Raw genomic sequence first — 20,633 nt, forward strand, 5'->3', positions numbered from 1 at the left:
CTGATGAAGATGTCTTTTTTCTTACCCTATTTTGGTGCCATTTTCAACCGGCTCATCGGTGGCAAGCAGGACAACGTCTTCTTTTGACGGCATGCCTCCTAAGACAAGCACCTCTGATTTAAACCCGGCAATTCTTCTTGGCGGGAAATTGACCACTGCAATAATTTGTTTCCCAGTGAGATTCTCAGCCTGATAACGTTTTGTCAGCTGTGCACTAGATTGTTTTATGCCAATCTCATCCCCAAAGTCAATCTTCAGCTTGAAAGCAGGCACTCTTGCTTCTGCAAAAAATTCTGCTTCTACTATCGTCCCAACGCGAATGTCTAACGCTAAAAACTGTTCAATATCTGCCATTAGAATCTCTCTCCCTTTCAATCTTTCATAAAAAAGGTCACATTTTTCTTCTACTAGATGACCACTTGTCTTCCACTAATTTCTTTATTGTAGCACACCCTACTCTTCTAAAAGAAAGGGTTAAAAAGCCTATTCATTGAAAATCCTTTTTAGTTTACATAATGATTTTATAGTAGTCTATTAAATGTTTGCATCATGAAAGTGAATTCGGTAAAATGGCAAATAATCCTACTGCTTCCTCTCGAATATTTCGGGGAGGGTTAACACTTGTTTACATTATCAGATATGTGGACGTTTTGCTGGTCGTTTTTCGTCATTCTTCCTATCGTTGCCATCTTGCATCAGCTGGGCCATATTGTAGTCGCCTGGCTGTTTGGAGCAAAGGTTTCGTTTGCGCTTGGCAGAGGCAAAAAAGTATTGAAAATAGGCGTCGTTGAAATTAGAAGAATCTATTTTCTAGATGCATTTTGCCACTATGAAGAAATGAGGAGAAATAACCGCTTCTCACACATTCTTGTCTACTTAGGCGGATCATTATGCAACCTGCTCAGTGTTCTCATATTGAACACAATGATCGCCAACGATTTCCTGCCAGAACATCAATTTTTCTATCAATTTGCTTACTTCTCAGTCTACTATGTATTTTTTGCTTTACTGCCAGTACAGTATGCAGATCATCATCCGAGTGATGGGCAAGCGATTGTGAACATCATTCGTCACGGTGAACCATGCGACATCATTGATTAAGATGAGTGGCTTTCACTGTCGATTTGATACTGAATCGTTAAAAAAGGAATACCGAATAGCTTCATTTGATGAATTGCGGTGAGACTTTTTTCCGTCTCCGGTTTCATATGAAAGCTTTCTTCCATTGGCAGTTTCATGGTGATGAAAGACGTATGCAAATACAATCCTTCATCACCCGTACTGCCTTTTGGACTTTTACTTTTTAATAGAAAATCTTCCTTTTCATTCAAAGGTTTTAAAATAGCCGTAAGCTGTGAAAAAGGAAGCGGCAAAGCAATATTCATATAGACTGTCTCTTCATCATGGTGCTGGGCATAGAGCGCATAAAAGACTTGCTCGCCTTTCTCATTGCGCCTGATCCACACACGTACATTCTTCCTTTCTTCAAGAGGATGTTGAAATCTTGAAAGACTCCCCGGCATTTCATATGGCATTCGTGATGACCCTAAATAGAGCTGTCCTATTTGTCTAAAAACAGGTTGAAGCAAAAAGACAAACGGCCTTACCCACCAATGAAAACAGACGGCTGCTTTTAACGTAAAGGACATCGGGTCCTCATAAAATCTGCGAATAACAGGTGACACACTCTCTGCTGAAAATGCCTTTCCATTTAATTGGTCAAGAGAATCGACTAAACCAATCTTCTCATCATGCTGCATGTCGTCATGTTGAAAAGACATGATCTGAAAACGACCGTGAACTCTCGATACCGGAAAATCCTTCTGTTTCAATCGATCAGCTGGTCTTTCAATCAACCATCCAATGAGGCCTGGTAAAATAACCAAACTTGCATTGATACTGCCATGAAACCAAATCATTTGATCCATGCTGATGTAGGTAACATGTAAAAGCATTCCGGCAGAATAAAGGAATGATAGGACGATGGTTCCCATTAACATGATGCTAGAAAACACAACGAACCCTTTTGCGACAGTTGAACGAAAAGAAGTTTTCATACACAAAATTCCATACAAATAAAGTGCGATCACATAAAGAACGACGCTGAACGTATCAAACAGGCGAGAATAGCTGATTCCAACAGCAATCATCACTGGCGACAGTAAAATAACCCAGCCGCCCACTTTGTATAGCGTCGTCTCTTTTTTCCGCTGCCTCCCCAATAAGCCATAAAAGATTGGGATAAAAAAAGCCGAATAATGAAAATGAATAGCTGTCAAAAGAACAATCATCGGTGAAAATGTCATCACTTGTATATCTGCTATGTACAGCCAGAACCAAAGCCCACCTAGAGCGATATACATACATGCGCCATCGATCATCAGCTCATGAAGCGGATGGGCCCCTCTTTTCAGCAAACGGGTGAAACCAAATAAAGCCAGAATCATTGTAAAGAAAAGCCATCCCAATGCAAGCCAAAGAGAATGATAGATGAATGCGCCTGTTGCACATAGAGCTGCTACTGGAAAGGCTTTCATTATGAAGCCGATCAGCCCCTCCTGCTGCCGTTTCTTCTCTTCCTGATAAAAAAAGTGTAAGAAAGCGGGAAGAAAAAATAAAATCGCGATGAGAACAAAAAATTCTGGTATGGGAGCTGTCGTCAAACGTGTAAAGAGAAAGCAGGACATCAACACGATGCTACACATCAAATGCCATTTATTCATAAGGTGACACCCTTTCCGTAAACCGGCCCTTATAAGTAAAAAGAGTGCCAAAAAGGCGATTTTTCACTTGAACATCAATCGTATACTCACCTGCATGCTCATCGTACCCTTCTGTTACATCAGATTCACCGTAAAGCCAAGAAGGCAGTGGCCACTCTCGCCCAAACAGCAAAAACTTTTGCTTACCTGATTGAATGTGCAAGAACCCTTTTTCCGTGACTGTAAAATGAAGCTCTGACACAAGAAGCCTAGGTTTTCCAAAGTAGTCCAGTACTTGATGGCTCTTCTGATCAATGATCATATCTGCATCAAAATGTCTTTCCTTGTCAGGAAAATAGAACGTTCGAAACCAGTGCATCCCTTCTTCTCCCTTACTTGTCGTAAAAGGCTTGTTCACAATTTGGAAGGGAATATTTCGCCCTCTTTCAGGAAAAAAACAGCGAAACAATGGACCGATTTTGAATAACAATCGGATGAGCTTTGTCCCACCTCCTATTTCCTCCATGATGCCTTCAGCCGTAAACGCGCGGTTATAACGTTCTTTTAATGTTGGATGCAGCTTATCGTAATCCTTTACTTGATGATGATGAACGACCATGTCTACCTCCCCTTTTTCGTTTGATCGAAAACACATCTACACAATCTTTTAAATTAATCATTCCTGCAACGGATAAAATGAAAAATGCACTCAGCACCAGCGGCTCGTGCAGAGTCGTTTCTGGTGATAAAATCCCTATACCAAGCATCAGCAGCAGAAAGATGCTTTGAAGGATGAATATATATTTCTTTGGCAGTTTAGGCATGAGCCATGATACACCTAATAGCGCATAAAACAATCGAAATCCGGTGCTATGATCAAAAGCAGAAGGTGAAAAAGGAATGATCGCTTGACATAACCAGACGATAGCAAACAACAAACAAATGCCATAATGGGCAAGTGTTCTCTCTAGCAGCAACCGGGGATGCGTGCCCTTTTCAAGCCACGTCTTTAATGCGCCAAAGCTAAAGGCAGTCATAAACCCCATCATTGGTCGAAAAAACAAACGGTCTGCCCATTTCCACCCTTTTCCTTCCTTTGTTTCATAATCAAATTGCGTTTGAAACACAATGTGATCATTCGTTTTCATGTATTTCCAATACCCTCCGCCTTCTTTGATGAAAGACAAAGGGTGTGATGATTTAAATTGAAGTGAGGATGCTCTTTCATGACGCTCATCCTTCACGCTCGTTCGATACGCTCCTGTCCCAGTTACACTAATGCCGAATCCAAGGTGTTTCTCATACAAAAAGGATTGGGGCTGTTCATCACTAGGTCCATTTAATGAAATGGTTGAAAATCGCAAATCCCATTGTTCATGAAGCTTTGGATTTTGCGTATACTCCCATACTTTTTCAATAGGTGCTTGAATGGTTGTTTCCACATAAACAGGCTTTCTTTTCATCTGCCTCTACTCCTCTATGTGAATTATTTCACATAATAAGCATACCATGTTTCACAAAACTGTCAAATCTTTATTGGTTTTTTGCCCAAAAAATGTTTTGATTTGTTTACATCTCCTTCATCATATCGGTTCGATACATAAAAAAGACCTGTCAATAAGACAGATCTTCTTGCTCTTTGATGCCTGCAATATAAAGACGGACCGCATAGCTCACACTATCTTCAAGCTGTTCTTTCCGTTGAAATCCTTTTTTGTTTGAAATATCTCCAAAACCGTGCAGTAAGCTTCTGAGCCCTCTGACGACATGCGTCATGTCCTCTTCTTTTACACCAAAACGAGACATGATGGATTGGACAAAATCAGCAAGATTCTCTGCAGCCACACTGACTTCTTTTTCATTCATATGTGAAAAAGCAGCCTCATAAAGACCGGGATGCTGACGAACAAATTGAACATATTGTCTTGCAAATGCTAAAACAGCGTCTTCTTTTTCCAGCCCCGCTGTTACTTGTTTGCCGGCCTCACAAAGCATTGTCAGCCCCTTGACAGCAAGAGCTGCCTGTATTTCATGAAGACCGGATATATGGTTGTAAAGAGATGGTGGTCTGATGTTAAGCCGTTTGGACAATGTAGCAATAGTCAAAGCGGAAAAGCCCTCTTCATCGACAAATTCGATGGCAGATTCAACAATTTTTTCTTGTGTGATACCCATTCTTGGAGACATGGCTTACTGTCCCCCCTTTTGTAGCTGCTGCTTCCTTTTTTCGATAGCGGCTCTGAGCTTTGCCTCAGGCTCTATGATGAGATCACCATGCCCTGCTGCGAGACAAGACAAGGGAAGTGCCAGTAATTTTTCAGCGCTTTTTAGTGCTGTTTCTGCATCCCAAGTGGCAAAAGCCGGGAATGGGAAGGTGAAGCGAAACTCACCCGTTACAAATAAACCGCCTTTTGTCACAACTGCATCACCCGCAATGACAACCCCTGACTTTTCATCGTATAAAGAGATGCTTCCTGGTGTATGTCCTGGTGTGGCAATGACTTTCAGGGACCCAATCTCGTCCCCTTCTTCAACAAGCACGTCTGGTTTTGTGTGAATGTCTTTTGAAAAACTGCCTTTGACTTTTTTCTCTGGCTCACCAGGAAGTAAAGAGAAATCGCCAGCAAACAGGCGAGCATCTCGTTTCGATAAATAAACAACTGCCTCTGGAAAAGCCTTTTTCACTTCATCTAGTGCGCCAATATGATCCATATGACTATGAGTCAGAATAATTTTGTTAATGGGTTTGTTTAATTGATGTGCAAATTCAATTATCGAGCTTGCTGCCATTTTCAAAGCTGCATCAATTAAGATGAGTTCATTCTCTTCCTCAAATACATAACAATTTACCGGAAAAATACGCGGCATTAATGTAAGCTGATGCAAACGGTCAAATGTTGTCAATCTCATCTTGTTTTCCCCCTAAAACTAATGTCGTTAGTTTTATATTAACTAATAGCATTAGTTTTAGCAACTATTTTTTCATCGACTGCAATATAAATATCAATTTGCGCTTCTTTTGGATCAATCGATCGTTCGTCGTACCATTCAAAATCGCCAGTATATGTTCGCAAATAACGCTGATCCCAACTCCAAATCTGCTGCCATGTTTCAAACACAACCTCTTCAATCGGGCCCTTTCTCGTTTGAAATCTTGCGTAGGTGGAGCCTGGAATCTCTTTTGCATCTTGTGCTAGCTGCTGGTCAACCAATTGCCCCGCTGTGAACAAATAAGCGCCATTTTCATCCTTTTCATAATCTGAATACAGCCCTATGACTGGCGCATGTCCTCCGCGAAGCTGCTGCGTGAAAAATTGCTGCCAAAGCGGTGCAATCTTCCGCTCGTTTGTTTGCTCCATTTCGTTTGTTGTTCGAACAGATAATCCCTTGATCCATTGTTTCTGTAAAATCACGATATCGTACATACATTCTCATCTCCTTTTTTTCCATCATATAAAAAGAAACCTGACAACATTGTGTCAAGTTCCTTTTGGTTTTTGAAATTGTTTCAACTTGAGATCAAACGCTTCCCGAACGGATGGCGGAGAGACAATCTCGATATCTGGCCCTAAATAAAAAAGAAAGCTATATAACCAATCATCCTGAGGCAACGTGATTGTGGCAAGATACGTACCATCTGCACATACGGTGAATTCATTTTCATCTATCCATTCCTTCACTTTACCAACAGAATCTTCAGTCAACCTGAGCGTTAGTGTACTGACGGAAGGTTCTTCGTGCCAAGAATCATTCCAAGGCTTTTCTTCATTTTTTATTCGTTTAGGAAGAAAAGATACTGAATGGGTGATAAGGTCTGACATTCTTTTGAGTTTAAACAGGCGAAACGCTTTTTTCACGCAGCAATACGCATACAAATACCAGTGTCTTCCTTTTAAGACAAGTGTATAAGGCTCTACTTTTCTAGGAAGTGTTTCGCCTTTTGCATTGCGGTAGGTGAACTGGATATATTGATGCGCTGAGGCAGCGGTATGAATGAGCTGGAGCTTCTTTTCTAAGTAGCTGTCTTTCCCCCAAGAGCTTAAATCAATAAATACATGTTGCTGTTTTTCATTTTGAGACGGAATCAGGGATTTCATTTTCTTTAGTACATGTTCACTTTCTTTAAAGGTGTATGCACTCGTAATGCTTTCAAGAGCTGTTAAAATCAGTTCAATATCATCATCAGTGAATAATTTTTTCTCTAGACGATAGTCGTCAACGAGTGAAATTCCACCCCCTGCGCCTTGTTTTGTGACAACTGGAATCCCCGCTTGATTAATCGTATCAATGTCACGGTATATGGTTCTCACGCTCACTTCATGTAGTTCAGCGAGGTCTTTCGCCTGTACTTGCCGTTTGCTAATCAGTATCATCACAATGGACAAAACGCGATCGATTTTCATGACTTTTCCTCTTTTTCATAAATATAGGTTTTGATTTGATAAAAAAAGAAAGAATGGTAATGATAAGTAACAGCCAGCATTCGTTTACATCCCTGCTTGTGCAGGAGGAGGTTGCATCATGACACATCACGTATGGCAGTTGTTCATGATCGGGATCGTCATGCTCGTCTGGATCATCATTCGAATGAATCGAATGAGACGCTATCAGCTTGTGCGCCCGGTAAATCTTTTCATGAGAATGTATGTATTTAGTCTCACTGCCCTTATTCTCTTATCAGAAGGATGGCAAAATCACAGTATTTTTATCTATGCCGTCATTGGCATGATCTTCGGGAGCAGTCTCGCCATCCACGCCTATCAGACGATTCAGATGAAATTAGAAAATGGCCGGCTGTATATGAAAACAAGTAAATGGATTGAAAGCTTTATTTTATGTTTGTTTTTATCTAGGCTTGCATTTAAATCGGTCAATCTCACAACACATGCGATCACCAAAATGGATATCGTTGAATTGTATCAGCATATTGTCAGCGATGATGCGCTGACAATACTCAGCTTTTTCCTTCTAGCGGCTTACTATATTGTGTTTTCTTATCAAATGATGAAAGCAAATAAACGATCAACCCAAGTACATCATGCATAAAAAACCTTCCTATATAAAAGTAGGAAGGTTTTTTCTCAATCATGCTGTGCATGGTGTATCATTTGATCAAGCACTTCCATCACATGCTGATCTTCAGGACTGTAAAAAATCGAGGTCCCTGCTCGTCTAGATTTCACGAGACGAAGATTTTTTAAAAAGCGCAGCTGATGAGATACGGTTGATTGCATAAGGTTTAGTGTTTCTGCTATATCATTTACTGAATGTTCACCTTGAGACAGCAAATGCAGAATACGAATACGCGTCGGATCAGATAAGGCTTTAAATGTTTGGGAGACAAGAAATAGACTTTCTTCGTCCAGCTCCATCCGTTCCTGTTCTTGATTTGTATTCAGTTCTTCCTTCATTTCGCTTCACCTTTCTTGTCAGTCAACTCACGACTTATTCTATGTATCATCATATACCAAAACGTGTAGCATGCAAAGCTTCCACACCTTTTGAAAAAAGATTTATTCAAATAGCATTGACACGTGGTAGCATTCTTTTTAAAATGAGCATTATTTATTCATTTTTTTAGAGGAGCTGATAGGCAAATTGACTGAAGAGCCAAGACTAAAACGCAGCCTGACTGTTTTTCCACTTGTTGTGATCGGGCTTGCTTATATGGACCCACTTGTCGTATTTGATTCATACGGCATTGTTGCTCAGCTGACGAAAGGACACGTTGCTGCAGCTTATATCTTTACTTTACTGGCATTACTATTGACAGCGCTTAGCTATGGGAATATGGTGAAGGCTTTTCCAAAAGCAGGATCTGCATATACATACGCGCAAAAAAGTATTCATCCTCACGTCGGCTTCCTTGTAGGATGGACACTATTGCTGGACTATTTATTTTTGCCTATGGTGAATTTTGCAATCGGAAGTGCATATTTAACCGCAGCCTTTCCTGATGTACCTCATTACATTTGGATCATCATACTTGCTATCGCCATAACGACTGTCAATGTGATCGGTATACGTCTTACAGCCAACATTACAGCGCTATTTGTGACCTTTCAGGTGATTGTCGCTGTGACATTTGTTGGGTTTATTATTTATGGGCTCACGCAGCATGCAGGCACGGGAGAGATACTGTCAACCCGTCCGTTTTATTCAGCGAGCTTAGATCCCGCCCTTATTTTTTCCGGTGCGACGATTTTATGTTTTTCTTTTCTAGGATTTGATGCGATTTCGACCATGTCTGAGGAAACAATTAAACCAAAAAGAACGATTCCTCTCGCCATATTTTTAACGGTCGCTATTGGAGGTGTGCTGTTTACCCTCACCTCTTATTTTTTACAGCAGGTGTTTCCAAATTTTCAACAGTTCAAGCATCCAGATGCGGCATCACTTGAAATTGCAGAATTTGTGGGCGGCGCGTTTCTCCACTCATTCTTTTTAGCCGGCACCATGGTCGCTGTCATCTCTTCCTCCCTATCATCACATGCGAGTGCCGCAAGACTCTTGTATGCGATGGGAAGAGATCAATCATTACCAAAGCGTTTCTTCGGTTATATTCACCCAACATTGAAAACGCCTGTATTTAATATTTTATTAATTGGTGTTTTTTCGTTAACCGCAGTTGTTGGTGAGCTTGAGGTCATTTACTCGTTTATCAGCTTCGGGGCATTAATTGGATTTACGTTTGTTAACTTGTCTGTTTTCGCTTACTATTTCATCAAACAAAAACAAAGAGGTGTATTAAACACACTGAGGTATGCCATCATCCCTCTTTGCGGAACGGCTTTTTGTATTTGGCTCTTAACAAGCATCAGTACAAATGCATTAATCATCGGCATGGTGTGGCTCATGATCGGTTTTGTTTATTTCTGCTATAGACTGAAAACAAGAACAGAATTTACGTTTGGCTATGATTGAATATAAGGTTTTCACTTGGTATCCTGTGCAGGATATGGCATAATATAAAGGCTGTACTTCCCTTTTAAAAGCGGGGCAAAACAGGGGTGAACTGACCTTGAAAAAGAAAAAAACAGGATGTTTTGCCATTTCAGGCTGTTTCACGATTTTTCTGTTTGTTTGCGTATTAGCGGCCATTGTCATTTCCTTTAATCAAAAGGAGTTAAAAAAGCTGCCGATTGATACGGAATCAATTGTTTTGTCGAGACTGGATGATTACAAACCGCTTGTAGAAACAGAGTTAAGAGATCAAGATTTAGATCAATATACCGCGTTAATTCTCGGTATGATGTATCAAGAATCAAAAGGCAGAGGCGGAGATCCAATGCAGTCCTCTGAATCTCTTGGTTTGAAACGAAATGAAATCAATGACCCTCAGAAAAGCATTAAACAAGGAGTCCATCATTTTTCGACCATGTACAAGCATGGGAAGAAAAAAGGCGTTGATTTGGAAACCATTATTCAAAGCTATAACATGGGAATCGGCTATATTGATTTTGTTGCAAAAAACGGGGGAAAACATTCCGAAAAATTGGCAAAGCAATACTCCAAAAAGCAAGTGAAGCGAAACCCTGAAGTCTATACATGCGGGGGCGACAAAGATAACTTCCGCTATCCGTATTGCTACGGTGATTTCACTTATGCTGAAAAAGTAAAAGAAAAAACGAAAACAGTTGAAGAAAAGATGAAATTGGCTTCATCATCCACACCATCATCGTAAAAAAAGCACTTCCGTTTAGGAAGTGCTTTTCATTTTATGAATGCTCTTTCCCGATTTCCGGCAGGATCGTTTTGGCTAAATGCTGATCCATTTCTTCATATTCATCATAATGAATCGTTTCATATAGCTCTTTTCTCGTTTGCATGTCCTCCAGCATTCCCTGTTGCGTCCCCTTTTCTTTAATCTCTGTAAATAAACGCTCATACGCTTTTGCAGCAACTCTCAGGGATGACACTGGATAAATCACCATTTGAAAGCCAAACATAGAAAATTCGTCTGCATGATAATAAGGTGTTTTTCCAAACTCCGTCATGTTTGCAAGAAGCGGCCCTTTTATATTATTTGAAGCATACGTGAAATCTTCTGCTGTGATCAGCGCCTCAGGAAAAATGGCATCTGCTCCTGCTTCTAGATAGAGATTAGCCCGGTGAATGACATCCTCCATCCCGTTTACTGACTTCGCATCTGTTCTTGCGATGACGAGAAGTGTAGGTGCCGCTTGTTTGATCGCTTTGATTTTCGCCATCATGTCTTCTACAGAAACGAGTGATTTTCCGTTTAAATGTCCGCATTTCTTCGGCATTTGCTGATCTTCAATTTGAACAGCCGCTACCTTGCTCTCCACCATTTCTTTTGCTGCCCTGGCTGCATTTAATACCCCGCCATAGCCAGTATCCATATCAACTAAAAGAGGCAGCTGAGAAGCTCGAATGATTTCCTTTGCCTTTTCCGCCATTTCAGTGGAATGAATCATACCGAGGTCAGGAAGCCCTTTGCTTGCGCAAAAAGCGGCACCCGATAAATAAAGCCCTTGAAATCCCATTTTCCTCGCATAGAGCGCAGACATTCCATCGTGAACGCCTGGAATTTGAAATAAAGCGGATTTGTGCATTTGCTCTTTAAAAGCTGCGGCTAAGTCAGCTTGATTTACTTCATCATTCACGATCCACACACTAGCTCCCCCTTATATGACAAATAAATCCATAAATGCTGGTACTGTCGTTGTTTTTAATTGATTTGGATTTTGGCAAAGTGAAACAATTTGATCGACTTGTTTTTGTGGAAATCTCGTTTTCAAATGATATACCCATTTCTTTTCAAGCAGCGGGATCCCTTCCTGCCTTCTTCTGCGATGACCAAGCGGATATTCAATTTCAATTCGATCTGTCATCGTTCCGTCTTTAAAGAAGATTTGAACACAGTTTGCAATTGATCTCTTTTTCGGATCTAAATAGTCTTCTGTATACCGTTTATCTTCTTTGACGATCATTTGATCACGCAAACGGTCAATGAGCGGATTCTGCGCCGTCTCTTCTTCATAATGATCAGCAGTCAGCTCACCATAGATTAACCCAATGGCCGTAATATACTGCAAGCAATGGTCACGGTCTGCCGGGTTGTAAAGCGGTCCTTTTTTATCAATAATTCGAATGGCTGATTCATGTGTCGTAATCTCAATCCTGTCAATCTCATCTAAACGGTCTTTTACCGCATCATGTAGAATGACAGCGGCCTCAGCGGCAGTTTGCGCATGAAATTCTGCTGGATAGGCAATTTTAAAGAGTACATTTTCGATCACATATGACCCGAGCGGCTGGGCAAGTGTGAGTGGTTTTCCTTTCATTAACACATCTTCAAATCCCCACTTTTCTGCACTGAGGGGCGTCTGATAGCCCATTTCTCCTTTCAATGTCATCATCGCTAGTCTCACCGCACGGCTTGTGGCATCCCCTGCTGCCCACGATTTCCTTGATCCTGTGTTCGGGGCATGCCGGTACGTTCTAAGCGGTGAATTATCCACAAATGCTTGTGATAACACATGCTGCACATCTTCTTTCGTTCCGCCAAGCATTGCACAAACGACTGCACTTGATGCCACCTTGACAAAAAGAACATGATCCAAGCCATTTCGATTCAAACAATTTTCTAAAGCAAGCACACCTTGTATTTCATGTGCCTTTACAATCGCATGCAGTACGTCATTCATCGAAAGCGGTTCTTCTCCGTTTGCAAGCCTCGTTCTGCTGATATAATCGCTTACAGCCAATATCCCGCCCAGGTTATCTGAGGGATGTCCCCACTCCTGTGCAAGCCACGTGTCATTATAATCTAACCAGCGGATCATACATCCTATATTAAAAGCCGCTTGAACAGGATCTAACACAAATGAAGTGCCGGGCACTCTTGCTCCGTTAGGGACAACAGTTCCAGATACGATGGGTCCAAGATGCTTCGTACATTCTGGAAAGTTGAGCGCCAGCATACCGCAGCCGAGTGTATCCATGAGTACATACCGAGCTGTTTCAATGGCCTCTTTGCTCGTAATTTCTCCATCCACGGCATAGGCTGCGATATCTGCTAATAGTTGGTCTGTTTGATTGGCTACTGCTGTTTTATTCATATTCATTCCCCCGTTTTTCCATCATCATTAGAGACTTTTAATCCTCTTGGTCCTAAATACCTTACTCTCGGTCTAAAAATCCGATTGTGTGAATGCTGCTCGATGACATGCGCTGCTAATCCGCTTGCTCTCGCAGCAAAGAAAATCGGTGTATAAAGTGAAATAGGAATGCCGAGCACGTAATAAATAGGTGCTGCGTAATAATCAAGGTTTGGATAGAGGTTTTTCTTTTCTTTCATGTATGCCTCGCCTGCGACGCACATGTCATAAAGCGTCGTGTCTCCTTTTGATTCGGTAAGCGTTTTCAATGATCGTTTTAAAAGAGCCGCTCTTGGGTCCATTTTTCTCATGTATACCCGGTGTCCAAAGCCCATCATTTTTTCTTTTGCGGCTAATTTACGTTCGATGAGCGCAAGGAAACCTTCTGTTGTTTTGCCTTCGAGCAGCATGTGCATGACTGCTTCGTTTGCGCCTCCGTGTAAGTCACCTTTTAATGAAGAAATCGCTCCAGTAAAAGCACCATACATGTCAGAATGAGTAGATGCAATGACTCTTGCTGCAAATGTGGAATTCGGCAGCTCATGCTCACTATAAAGCGTGAGCGTTTGGTCAAATGCTTTGATTTCGTCTTGTGCCGGAGTGCGGCCTGTTAACATCGCTAGAAAGTTTTCAGTGTAGGATTTGGTCTGGTCTGGAGTAGGTGTGGTGTCTTGTGTGAGAATATGATAGCTTCCCGCAACAATCGCTGGTAGCTGGCCAAGTAATCGAACGGCACGCGCTTGTTGGCATGCTTCTGATCGATCATTCAATTGTTCATCGTACCCTGCAAGAGCTGATAAACACGTTCTCATGGCATCCATTGGGTGAGTGGTTTTTGGCAGTTTTGTCAAAATGGTTTGAATGGTTGGATGTAAGCTTGTTTGTGAGGAAATATCTTGCTGAAATTGGTGATATTCCATTGCATCTGGTAATCTTCCATAAATGAGCAGATAGGCTGTTTCTAAGTACGTCTTGCTTTGTGCCAGCTCGATGAGGTCATAACCGCGAATCACAATTTCTTCTTGCTGGACATCTAGGAACGAAATTGACGTTTCGCTTGCCACAATGTCTTCAAGCCCCGGTTTGTACTGCAATTGTTCAGTCATCATATAACCCCCGTTTCGTTCAATTGTGTTCTCCAAACGAGCAAACGGCCAGACATGATGTGATTCTATAGGTGGGAAGATACCGTGCAAGTCGGATACCCAATTCCCATTTTATCCAAAGCACTTCATCTTGTAAATAAAAGAACGTATGTCCAGATGGACATACGTTAGCTGTAGTATGGAGAAATCATGATATATACAATGACACCTGTTAGACTGACATAGAGCCAAAGAGGCATGGTCCATCTGGCAATTTTACGATGACGTTCGACTTGCATTTGTGCGCCTCTAAAGAGAGTGATCAGTGCAAGCGGTACAATGACGGCAGATAAGACGATATGTGTGATGAGAATAAAGAAGTAAATCGGACGAATGATTCCTTCTCCCCCGAAGTGTGTATCAGCTGCCATTGAATGATACGTCACATACGAAATTAAAAAGACAAGTGTTGTTGAAAAAGCCGCAAAGATAAATCGTCGATGGGCTTTAATGTTCTTTTGTTTAATCATAATGAGCGCTGAAAGTAAAAAGATAAACGTAAAACTGTTCATCACGGCATTCAGTAACGGCAGAAATGTAATATCCAGATGACTAAATTTATCTGTTTTTGGCATGAAAAATAATAAAGCAATTAAGCCGTTTATGGCAATTGTTAAAAAGACAACAATGCCGGTGAAATTTTTCGGTTTTTGATTCTGTTCGTTCATGTTTGAAAACCTCTCTTTATTAGTTCCGACTAAGAGTATGTTATTTAACTTTGTCTCTAAAGTCAATGAATTCGCTGTCTTCGTCGAATTTTAGACAAACTTGCCGATTGCCTGCCTTCTAGCGGCTTGAAAGATTCACTCACTTCCTTTAGAATGGGAATTTGTGTGGTTTTTATCAACTCTTCTATGAAAGGAGCAATAGACTTGTCAATCTTACAGGAAACAACAAAAGATGTGAAGACATTAGAGCAAGAATTACAGCAGTTGCAGTTCCAAATGTATCGAATGCAAGAAAATATAAAAGATATTTCAAAAAAAGCAAAGATTATTGGCATTGATCAAGCGAAGGAAGATGAATGGATGATCGTCTCTGCAATTGAGAATGCAGATACGTGCAAAATCATGTTAAGCGATTGTGAAAAAGCTTTTCGCGGACAATCTGATTTTTCCTTGATCGCGGAATATCCTGAAGAAGGAAAGATTCACATTGCCGATATTAAAGGCCCGCCTGATAATGGCTATGGATCCATTTGTATGAAGCATTTAAAAGAAATCGCAAGAGAGCAAAACATTCCAGTCATTACTGGGGATCTCGTCAAAAGAGATTGGAACCATGTGGACCGCCTGATTCATTTTTATGAAAAACACCATTTTGATGTCCAAATTAATTGGAAAGAGCAAAGCGGAGAAATTTATTGGGTGGACAGCTAACGACACAAAAACCAGCGTTGAGATGGACTTATACGCTGGTTTTTGTCGAAAATGCGAATTTTTCAGAAAAATATGTGTATTTCCGGCCAAAAAAAGGTATAATAAAAGCATCAGGCCGCCACCTGATGCTTTCTTCCAAAAACAATAGACTACTAGTTAAGTACTTTCACTTTGACTGATTTTACGCCCCAATTTTTAGCTTGGGATTTGCTTGGTACGTGTACATCAATTTTGTTACCTTTAATTGCGCCGCCAGTATCTGCTGCGATGGCTTCACCGTAGCCTTCAACATAAACCTTACTTCCTAATGGAATGACATTAGGATCTACTGCGATTACTTTTGCATTTGGGTTTTTGTTTAAGTTTACCCCTGTTGCAGTGATACCTGAGATGCCACCATCATTTGCTGTATAAGCCGTAGCCGTTACAGTCATTTCTTTTTGAACACTTTGACTAGCAGAAGATGATTCTGCTTTAGCTGTTTCCTTTTTAGGAGCAGCTTTTTTCGTTGTTTGCTCTTTTTGGACAGGTGCCTGTTTTTGAACAGGTTCTGAGCTTACCGGAGCTGAGCTTTGACCAGCAACACTTAATGTTGAACCAATCATAATTATATCTGAGTTTAAGTTATTCCAAGACTTAATATCGCTAATTGACACATTGAATTTTTGAGCGATTTTCCAGAGGCTGTCCCCCTTCTGGACTTTGTACTGCTCCTGAGTTTTCTCTTTTGAAGAGATTGTCAATTTATCTCCTACATAGATCATGTCTGTAGATAAATTGTTCCAACCCTTTAGGTCCTTTAGAGACACATCATTTTTTTGAGAGATTCCCCAAAGTGTATCACCTTTCTGTACAGTGATTTCCTTTGCAGAAGCTTGCTGTGCTCCTAATGCTGTTGTTGAGATTGCTGCAACAGCAACCAAGGACATAATAGTCTTCTTCATAAAGTAAATCCTCCCTTGTTAGCTTTTTATGGCGGCTAACGAGTGCTATCGTAACATATGTAAATGTCATTTCAATAACAAAACGATATGTTTTAGATTACAGTTCCTTTACATGAAACATCTCTCTCCATTGGTAAATCAGCCCACTAAATGGCTCAATTCCGCATCATATCAAGGTTTTAAAGGGATGGAAATCATCATGATGAAAACGCGTCCAAGTGAAACGAAAAAAATTTATTTTCCTTCTTCAAACTCTTTATTTTTTCTCTTTTTCTATAAATAAACGAATTTCTTCTAAAAAAACATCTCCATATTTCTCTCTTTTTTGTGCACCGACACCTTTAATATTTAAAAGTTCTTCTTCTGTTTTAGGCTCTACTGCTGACATTTCCTTCAATGTTTGATCAGAAAAGACAACAAATGGCGGAACACCCTGCTCTCTTGCCAACTTCATTCTGACCATTCTTAACTGCTCAAATAATGCATCATTTTCTTGAATAGCCTCTGCCTTTATCGCCTGCTTTTTATAGACGGTCTCCTGCCCCACTAGCACTTTCTTTCCTTTTTGTGTCACTTTTAGTGTTGGAAAAGCTCCTTCAGACATGTGTAAATACTCTTCCGTAATTAAAAATTCAATGAAATCACTGATATGTTGGGCTGAATGCTGTTTCATTAAAGCATAAGTAGGAAGCCGGTCGAAACCAAAATCAAGTACTTTTTTGTTTTTAGAGCCGGCTAATACTTGAGCAATCATCATTTTTCCGAATCGTTCGTTCATTCTAACGGTACACGACAAAACCATTTGTGCTTCTCTCGTGACGTCTTCACGCTCTCTCTCGTCTAGACAGTTGCTGCATTTTTGACAAGGGGCACTTGATGATTGGTCAAAGTAATCCATCACAAATTGCTGAAGGCACTGTTCCGTATGACAGTAGTCTACCATTTGTCTCAACTTGAGCAATTCATGCTGATACCGCAATTCATCTTCTGTTGATTGTTCAATGAGAAAGCGCTGCACGCGTACGCCTTGCGGTGAAAACAGTAAAATGCATTCACTTTCAAGCCCGTCTCTCCCGGCACGTCCTGCTTCTTGGTAGTAACTTTCAATATCTCTTGGAATTTGATGATGAATGACAAAACGTACATTAGACTTATTAATCCCCATACCAAATGCAGATGTAGCTACCATTACTTGAATATCATCATTTAAAAAAAGATTTTGCTGTTCTTCTCTCACTTCATCATCTAATCCTCCGTGATAAACACCCGCTTTGATTTTTTGCTTTTTTAGACGATGATAAATTTGATCTGCTTCTTTTCGTGTGGCTGTATAAATAATGCCTGACTCAAGACTGTTTTTCTTCATAAATTGTGTGATGAATTGGTCGCTGTTTTGCCCTTTCACCACTTGAAAAGACAAATTTTCTCTAGCAAAACCAGTAAAGATTGTTTCTTCTTCGTCCATGCCAAGTTGCTCACATATATCCTGTTGGACCTTCTTTGTAGCAGTGGCTGTTAATGCTACAATAACAGGCCTTTTTGAAAGCTTGTTTACACATTCTTGTATAAAGCGATAGCTCGGTCTAAAATCATGTCCCCACTCAGATATACAGTGCGCTTCATCAATAGCCATTAAAGGAATCGTCAATCGATCAAGCAGCTGAAAAAAACGTTCATTTTGTAAGCGTTCAGGGGTGATATAAAGCAAATCATACTCCCCCTGTTCACATTTTTTCAGCCTTGTATTCATTTCACCTGCTGAAAGTGTACTATTTAAAAAGGACGATCGTATTCCCATCTCATTTAACGCATCAACCTGATCTTTCATTAAAGAAATAAGCGGAGATACAACGATTGTCGTTCCTTCCATCATAAGGGCAGGAATCTGGTAGCAAACCGATTTCCCTCCGCCTGTCGGCATAATGCAGACCGTATCCTTCCGTTTATTCACAATCGATTCAATGGCTTGTTTTTGTCCTTGTCTAAAAGCATCAAAGCCATAATATTGTTTAAGAAGTGCTTCTGCTTGTTGTAACATCCAATTCCCTCTCCGTCGTTTGTTTTGTCTATTTTAACATACATTTGTACATCCACATTCGGTCTGTTCAAAATCGTATTTTGGACAAAATAAAAAGCCATTTTCCAAAAATGGAAAATGGCTTGAATCATCCTAGGAAAAGCTGCGGATGCCGTAATCTAAGTAAGAAAGTTTTAAACCACCACTCCTCAAAGTGGGTGTTTGCAGAAACGTTCCTGTCTTCCTCTCGAAGGAGGCGTGACATTCCGGCTTCAATATAAAACTCCCTATTACAGCTTAAAGGTTAAAACTTAATTAACATTACGCGCATCGCAGCCTTTAAACTATACTACACGAAAGTTTATTAAATTTCAAGATATGTTTTTTCTAAAAAAATACTCATGTATACAAGATTTTTGTCCATGTAGACGTGGGAAAACATTATGTTGAGAAAACATAAATTCCTCTCATCATGTTATTTTTCCTCATCTACATCAATATCTTGTTCTTCTTCTAGCCTTTCATACGTATCTGAATGTAATTGATCCATTGTTTCTCTATTTGTTAAATCACGCATTTGCTCAGAGAACGAACGGTCAAATTCATTTGGATCTTGATTGGTTTCTTCATTTATTTTTGCATCAATTGAATAACGAGTATAGGGTACTGCTTTCAAACGTTCATATGGAATGTCTTTTCCTGTTTTTTCACAAATTCCATATGTTCCGTCTTCCATCCGCTTAAGCGCCGCATCAATTTCACCTTCGATCTGATCATCGACTTGATCCAGCGTCTGTTCGGTCATGCGATCTAAATAGATGCTTCCGTGATCTGCGATATGGTTTCCAACACCATTTGAAATCTCATTCGATTCGACCAGCATGGATTCTTCTTTCTTTTTTGATCCTTTCACATCTTCTTTTAATTGAATAAGTCTTTCATATAAATCAGCTTTTTGCTCTTTCGTTAAGCTCACGGTCAATCACTCCTTTCTCTTTACCTTCCCGCTCCATGCGAAATGAAAACATCAAAAAAAGCCGCCGCCTTTGGCAGCAGCTTTCTTCATTTAAAGATTGCGAAGTGCTTCTTCTACTGGTGTATCACCTTTGATTAAATCAAAGGCTTTATTTTTCACATTGGATTCCGTTAAGCTTTCCACTAAGACAGTGGCTACATCTTCTCTTGAAATCTCAATGTCACGATCGTCTGGAATATGAGCCGCCGCTTCTATTTTCCCTGTCTTCTCCTCATGCAGCAGTGCTCCTGGCCGCACAATGGTGTAAGAAAGACCAGACTGTTTTAAATGTTCATCGGCTTTTCTTTTCGCTTCATAATAAATCTCCATACTGCCTTGTCCTTTTCCTTGATGAGGATCGTCGGCATTATAAGAACTCAGCATCACAAAATGCTGAATATTTTCTTTTTTGGCTGTATCAACGAGGCGTTTTGCCCCCTCTTGATCAACAGCGATGGTTTTATCTGCACCTGTTTTTGAGCCTGAACCAGCTGCAAAGATGACAGCTTCTGCTTGCTTCACAGCATCTGTCACATCCTTTTCAAGATCACCGATGACAGGCGCTGCACCAAGTTCTTTTAGCGCATCTGCTTGTTTTTCATCTCGAATGAGAGCAAGCGGCTCATGTCCTTTTTCTTTTAAATATCGAATGACAAGTCTCCCTGTATGTCCGTTTGCTCCAGCAACTAATACTTTCATTGTTCATTCTCCTTTCTGTATCTGTTTCATCTTTATCCTTTTTTGATGTGATTCAAACACACGAATAGAAAAAAGCCTTCCCCACTGTGATGGGAAAAGCTCAAGGGATATGCGATAGATAAAAATAAGAACAAAGAATGAGAAAAGTGCATGTGATCTATGTAATCGCATCGTTGATCAGCAAAGATGTTTTGTTAAAATGGCCTGCACGTCACTCAAATCTGTATCTTTAGAAAAATCGAGTTCAAATACTTTTGAGCTTGTAACAAGCAGCATACCAGTGTCCTGATCAAACACGCCAGCTTCTTGAATGGCAAAACTTTCAATTGATCGATACGGCAAGGAGACCCTGACTTTCTTTTTAGAAAATACGCGGTTATCGCCAAAGATCAGTCGTTTATTGGTGAAACAAATTTGGTCGTGACGCAGTCTGTAAACAGCCTCAATTCTTTCTCCTTCAATTAATAAGGATTCGAATTTTTTATGATCATTTTGTTTACTGACAGAAAAAATACCCACGTAAACCCCCTCTTCCTGCATCAAATTCCTTTATGACAAAACGGCCACACGGCTCTGTGGGTACGTTTTATTCTCACTTATAGAATACG

Annotated in this window: 23 protein-coding genes and 1 other RNA gene; 5 read left to right on the plus strand and 19 right to left on the minus strand. The window is 40.4% G+C overall.

The genetic code is table 11. The features are described 5' to 3' along the window. Positions 1–21 precede the first annotated feature (21 nt). Positions 22–354: a chaperone CsaA gene (gene csaA, locus NSQ17_RS09710; protein ID WP_017367427.1), complete on the minus strand. Its 333-nt coding sequence runs from the start codon at positions 352–354 to the stop codon at positions 22–24. A 267-nt stretch (positions 355–621) separates the two neighbouring features. Between csaA and NSQ17_RS09715 the strand changes: the two genes are divergently transcribed. Further along, a complete protein-coding gene (locus tag NSQ17_RS09715; protein WP_007500681.1) occupies positions 622–1,101 on the plus strand; it encodes a hypothetical protein in 480 nt (159 codons plus the stop codon). Here NSQ17_RS09715 and NSQ17_RS09720 read toward each other — a convergent pair. The 7 genes from NSQ17_RS09720 to NSQ17_RS09750 all read right to left on the minus strand — a co-directional run bounded on the left by NSQ17_RS09720 (position 1,098) and on the right by NSQ17_RS09750 (position 7,105). Further along, the gene (locus tag NSQ17_RS09720) at positions 1,098–2,723 is read right to left on the minus strand and encodes a YndJ family protein (RefSeq protein WP_342467386.1); all 1,626 of its coding nucleotides are present in this window, start codon (positions 2,721–2,723) and stop codon (positions 1,098–1,100) included. The genes NSQ17_RS09715 and NSQ17_RS09720 overlap by 4 nt on opposite strands. Next, positions 2,716–3,321 carry a DUF4166 domain-containing protein gene (locus NSQ17_RS09725; protein WP_048002886.1) on the minus strand — a complete coding sequence of 202 codons (606 nt, stop codon included), beginning with the start codon at positions 3,319–3,321 and terminating at the stop codon, positions 2,716–2,718. The genes NSQ17_RS09720 and NSQ17_RS09725 overlap by 8 nt, the downstream gene beginning before the upstream one ends. Further along, complete coding sequence (locus NSQ17_RS09730; protein ID WP_024718313.1) at positions 3,284–4,165, minus strand: hypothetical protein; 882 nt, start codon at positions 4,163–4,165, stop codon at positions 3,284–3,286. Before NSQ17_RS09730 ends, NSQ17_RS09725 begins: the two co-directional genes overlap by 38 nt. A gap of 151 nt (positions 4,166–4,316) precedes the next feature. Beyond that, positions 4,317–4,889 carry a TetR/AcrR family transcriptional regulator gene (locus tag NSQ17_RS09735; protein ID WP_135009155.1) on the minus strand — a complete coding sequence of 191 codons (573 nt, stop codon included), beginning with the start codon at positions 4,887–4,889 and terminating at the stop codon, positions 4,317–4,319. Positions 4,890–4,892: 3 nt separating this feature from the next. After that, positions 4,893–5,612, minus strand: coding sequence for an MBL fold metallo-hydrolase (locus NSQ17_RS09740; protein WP_217967065.1), 720 nt, complete (start codon positions 5,610–5,612; stop codon positions 4,893–4,895). Positions 5,613–5,650: 38 nt separating this feature from the next. Continuing rightward, positions 5,651–6,127 (minus strand): GyrI-like domain-containing protein, encoded by a 477-nt coding sequence (locus NSQ17_RS09745; protein ID WP_041507089.1) that lies wholly within the window; start codon positions 6,125–6,127, stop codon positions 5,651–5,653. 54 nt (positions 6,128–6,181) lie between these two features. Continuing rightward, positions 6,182–7,105, minus strand: a complete 924-nt coding sequence (locus NSQ17_RS09750; protein WP_342467387.1) for a YafY family protein — start codon at positions 7,103–7,105, stop codon at positions 6,182–6,184. Between the two features lie 118 nt (positions 7,106–7,223). Here NSQ17_RS09750 and NSQ17_RS09755 point away from each other — a divergent pair, with 118 nt between their 5' ends. Continuing rightward, positions 7,224–7,748 (plus strand): hypothetical protein, encoded by a 525-nt coding sequence (locus NSQ17_RS09755; protein ID WP_025207492.1) that lies wholly within the window; start codon positions 7,224–7,226, stop codon positions 7,746–7,748. 35 nt (positions 7,749–7,783) lie between these two features. On the opposite strand, the gene czrA is transcribed toward NSQ17_RS09755, so the two are convergent. Further along, positions 7,784–8,113: a Zn(II)-responsive metalloregulatory transcriptional repressor CzrA gene (gene czrA, locus NSQ17_RS09760; protein WP_342467388.1), complete on the minus strand. Its 330-nt coding sequence runs from the start codon at positions 8,111–8,113 to the stop codon at positions 7,784–7,786. A 187-nt stretch (positions 8,114–8,300) separates the two neighbouring features. Here czrA and NSQ17_RS09765 point away from each other — a divergent pair, with 187 nt between their 5' ends. Both NSQ17_RS09765 and NSQ17_RS09770 read left to right on the plus strand, forming a co-directional pair. Next, on the plus strand, positions 8,301–9,626 hold the full coding sequence (locus tag NSQ17_RS09765; protein ID WP_017359483.1) for an APC family permease: 1,326 nt from the start codon (positions 8,301–8,303) through the stop codon (positions 9,624–9,626). Positions 9,627–9,723: 97 nt separating this feature from the next. Next, on the plus strand, positions 9,724–10,386 hold the full coding sequence (locus NSQ17_RS09770; protein ID WP_017359484.1) for a lysozyme family protein: 663 nt from the start codon (positions 9,724–9,726) through the stop codon (positions 10,384–10,386). A gap of 34 nt (positions 10,387–10,420) precedes the next feature. Here the strand turns inward: NSQ17_RS09770 and prpB are convergent, their stop codons facing one another. The 4 genes from prpB to NSQ17_RS09790 form a co-directional block, all read right to left on the minus strand. Beyond that, positions 10,421–11,338: a methylisocitrate lyase gene (gene prpB, locus NSQ17_RS09775; RefSeq protein WP_039963936.1), complete on the minus strand. Its 918-nt coding sequence runs from the start codon at positions 11,336–11,338 to the stop codon at positions 10,421–10,423. Positions 11,339–11,350: 12 nt separating this feature from the next. Then, positions 11,351–12,787, minus strand: coding sequence for a bifunctional 2-methylcitrate dehydratase/aconitate hydratase (locus tag NSQ17_RS09780; RefSeq protein ID WP_306172626.1), 1,437 nt, complete (start codon positions 12,785–12,787; stop codon positions 11,351–11,353). A 2-nt stretch (positions 12,788–12,789) separates the two neighbouring features. Continuing rightward, on the minus strand, positions 12,790–13,932 hold the full coding sequence (gene mmgD / locus NSQ17_RS09785) for a citrate synthase (RefSeq protein ID WP_019743303.1): 1,143 nt from the start codon (positions 13,930–13,932) through the stop codon (positions 12,790–12,792). Positions 13,933–14,099: 167 nt separating this feature from the next. After that, positions 14,100–14,639 (minus strand): DUF420 domain-containing protein, encoded by a 540-nt coding sequence (locus NSQ17_RS09790; protein WP_008346516.1) that lies wholly within the window; start codon positions 14,637–14,639, stop codon positions 14,100–14,102. 204 nt (positions 14,640–14,843) lie between these two features. Here NSQ17_RS09790 and NSQ17_RS09795 point away from each other — a divergent pair, with 204 nt between their 5' ends. Further along, positions 14,844–15,350, plus strand: coding sequence for a GNAT family N-acetyltransferase (locus tag NSQ17_RS09795; protein WP_008346514.1), 507 nt, complete (start codon positions 14,844–14,846; stop codon positions 15,348–15,350). A 152-nt stretch (positions 15,351–15,502) separates the two neighbouring features. Here NSQ17_RS09795 and NSQ17_RS09800 read toward each other — a convergent pair whose 3' ends face one another. The 6 genes from NSQ17_RS09800 to NSQ17_RS09825 all read right to left on the minus strand — a co-directional run bounded on the left by NSQ17_RS09800 (position 15,503) and on the right by NSQ17_RS09825 (position 20,544). Next, positions 15,503–16,294 (minus strand): 3D domain-containing protein, encoded by a 792-nt coding sequence (locus NSQ17_RS09800; protein ID WP_007500712.1) that lies wholly within the window; start codon positions 16,292–16,294, stop codon positions 15,503–15,505. Positions 16,295–16,550: 256 nt separating this feature from the next. After that, the gene (gene recQ / locus NSQ17_RS09805; RefSeq protein WP_268373091.1) at positions 16,551–18,332 is read right to left on the minus strand and encodes a DNA helicase RecQ; all 1,782 of its coding nucleotides are present in this window, start codon (positions 18,330–18,332) and stop codon (positions 16,551–16,553) included. Between the two features lie 135 nt (positions 18,333–18,467). Continuing rightward, a non-coding RNA gene (ssrS, locus tag NSQ17_RS09810) (6S RNA) lies at positions 18,468–18,653 on the minus strand. A gap of 133 nt (positions 18,654–18,786) precedes the next feature. Further along, complete coding sequence (locus NSQ17_RS09815; protein WP_178896668.1) at positions 18,787–19,287, minus strand: TraR/DksA C4-type zinc finger protein; 501 nt, start codon at positions 19,285–19,287, stop codon at positions 18,787–18,789. 90 nt (positions 19,288–19,377) lie between these two features. Continuing rightward, complete coding sequence (locus NSQ17_RS09820) at positions 19,378–20,025, minus strand: SDR family oxidoreductase (protein WP_017367442.1); 648 nt, start codon at positions 20,023–20,025, stop codon at positions 19,378–19,380. 177 nt (positions 20,026–20,202) lie between these two features. Next, entirely contained in the window at positions 20,203–20,544 is a 342-nt protein-coding gene (locus NSQ17_RS09825) for a PH domain-containing protein (protein WP_008346505.1), read from the minus strand. Positions 20,545–20,633 lie beyond the last annotated feature (89 nt).

Origin of the sequence: Bacillus sp. FSL W8-0629, assembly GCF_038593225.1 — a bacterium.
GTDB lineage: Bacteria > Bacillota > Bacilli > Bacillales > Bacillaceae > Bacillus > Bacillus altitudinis.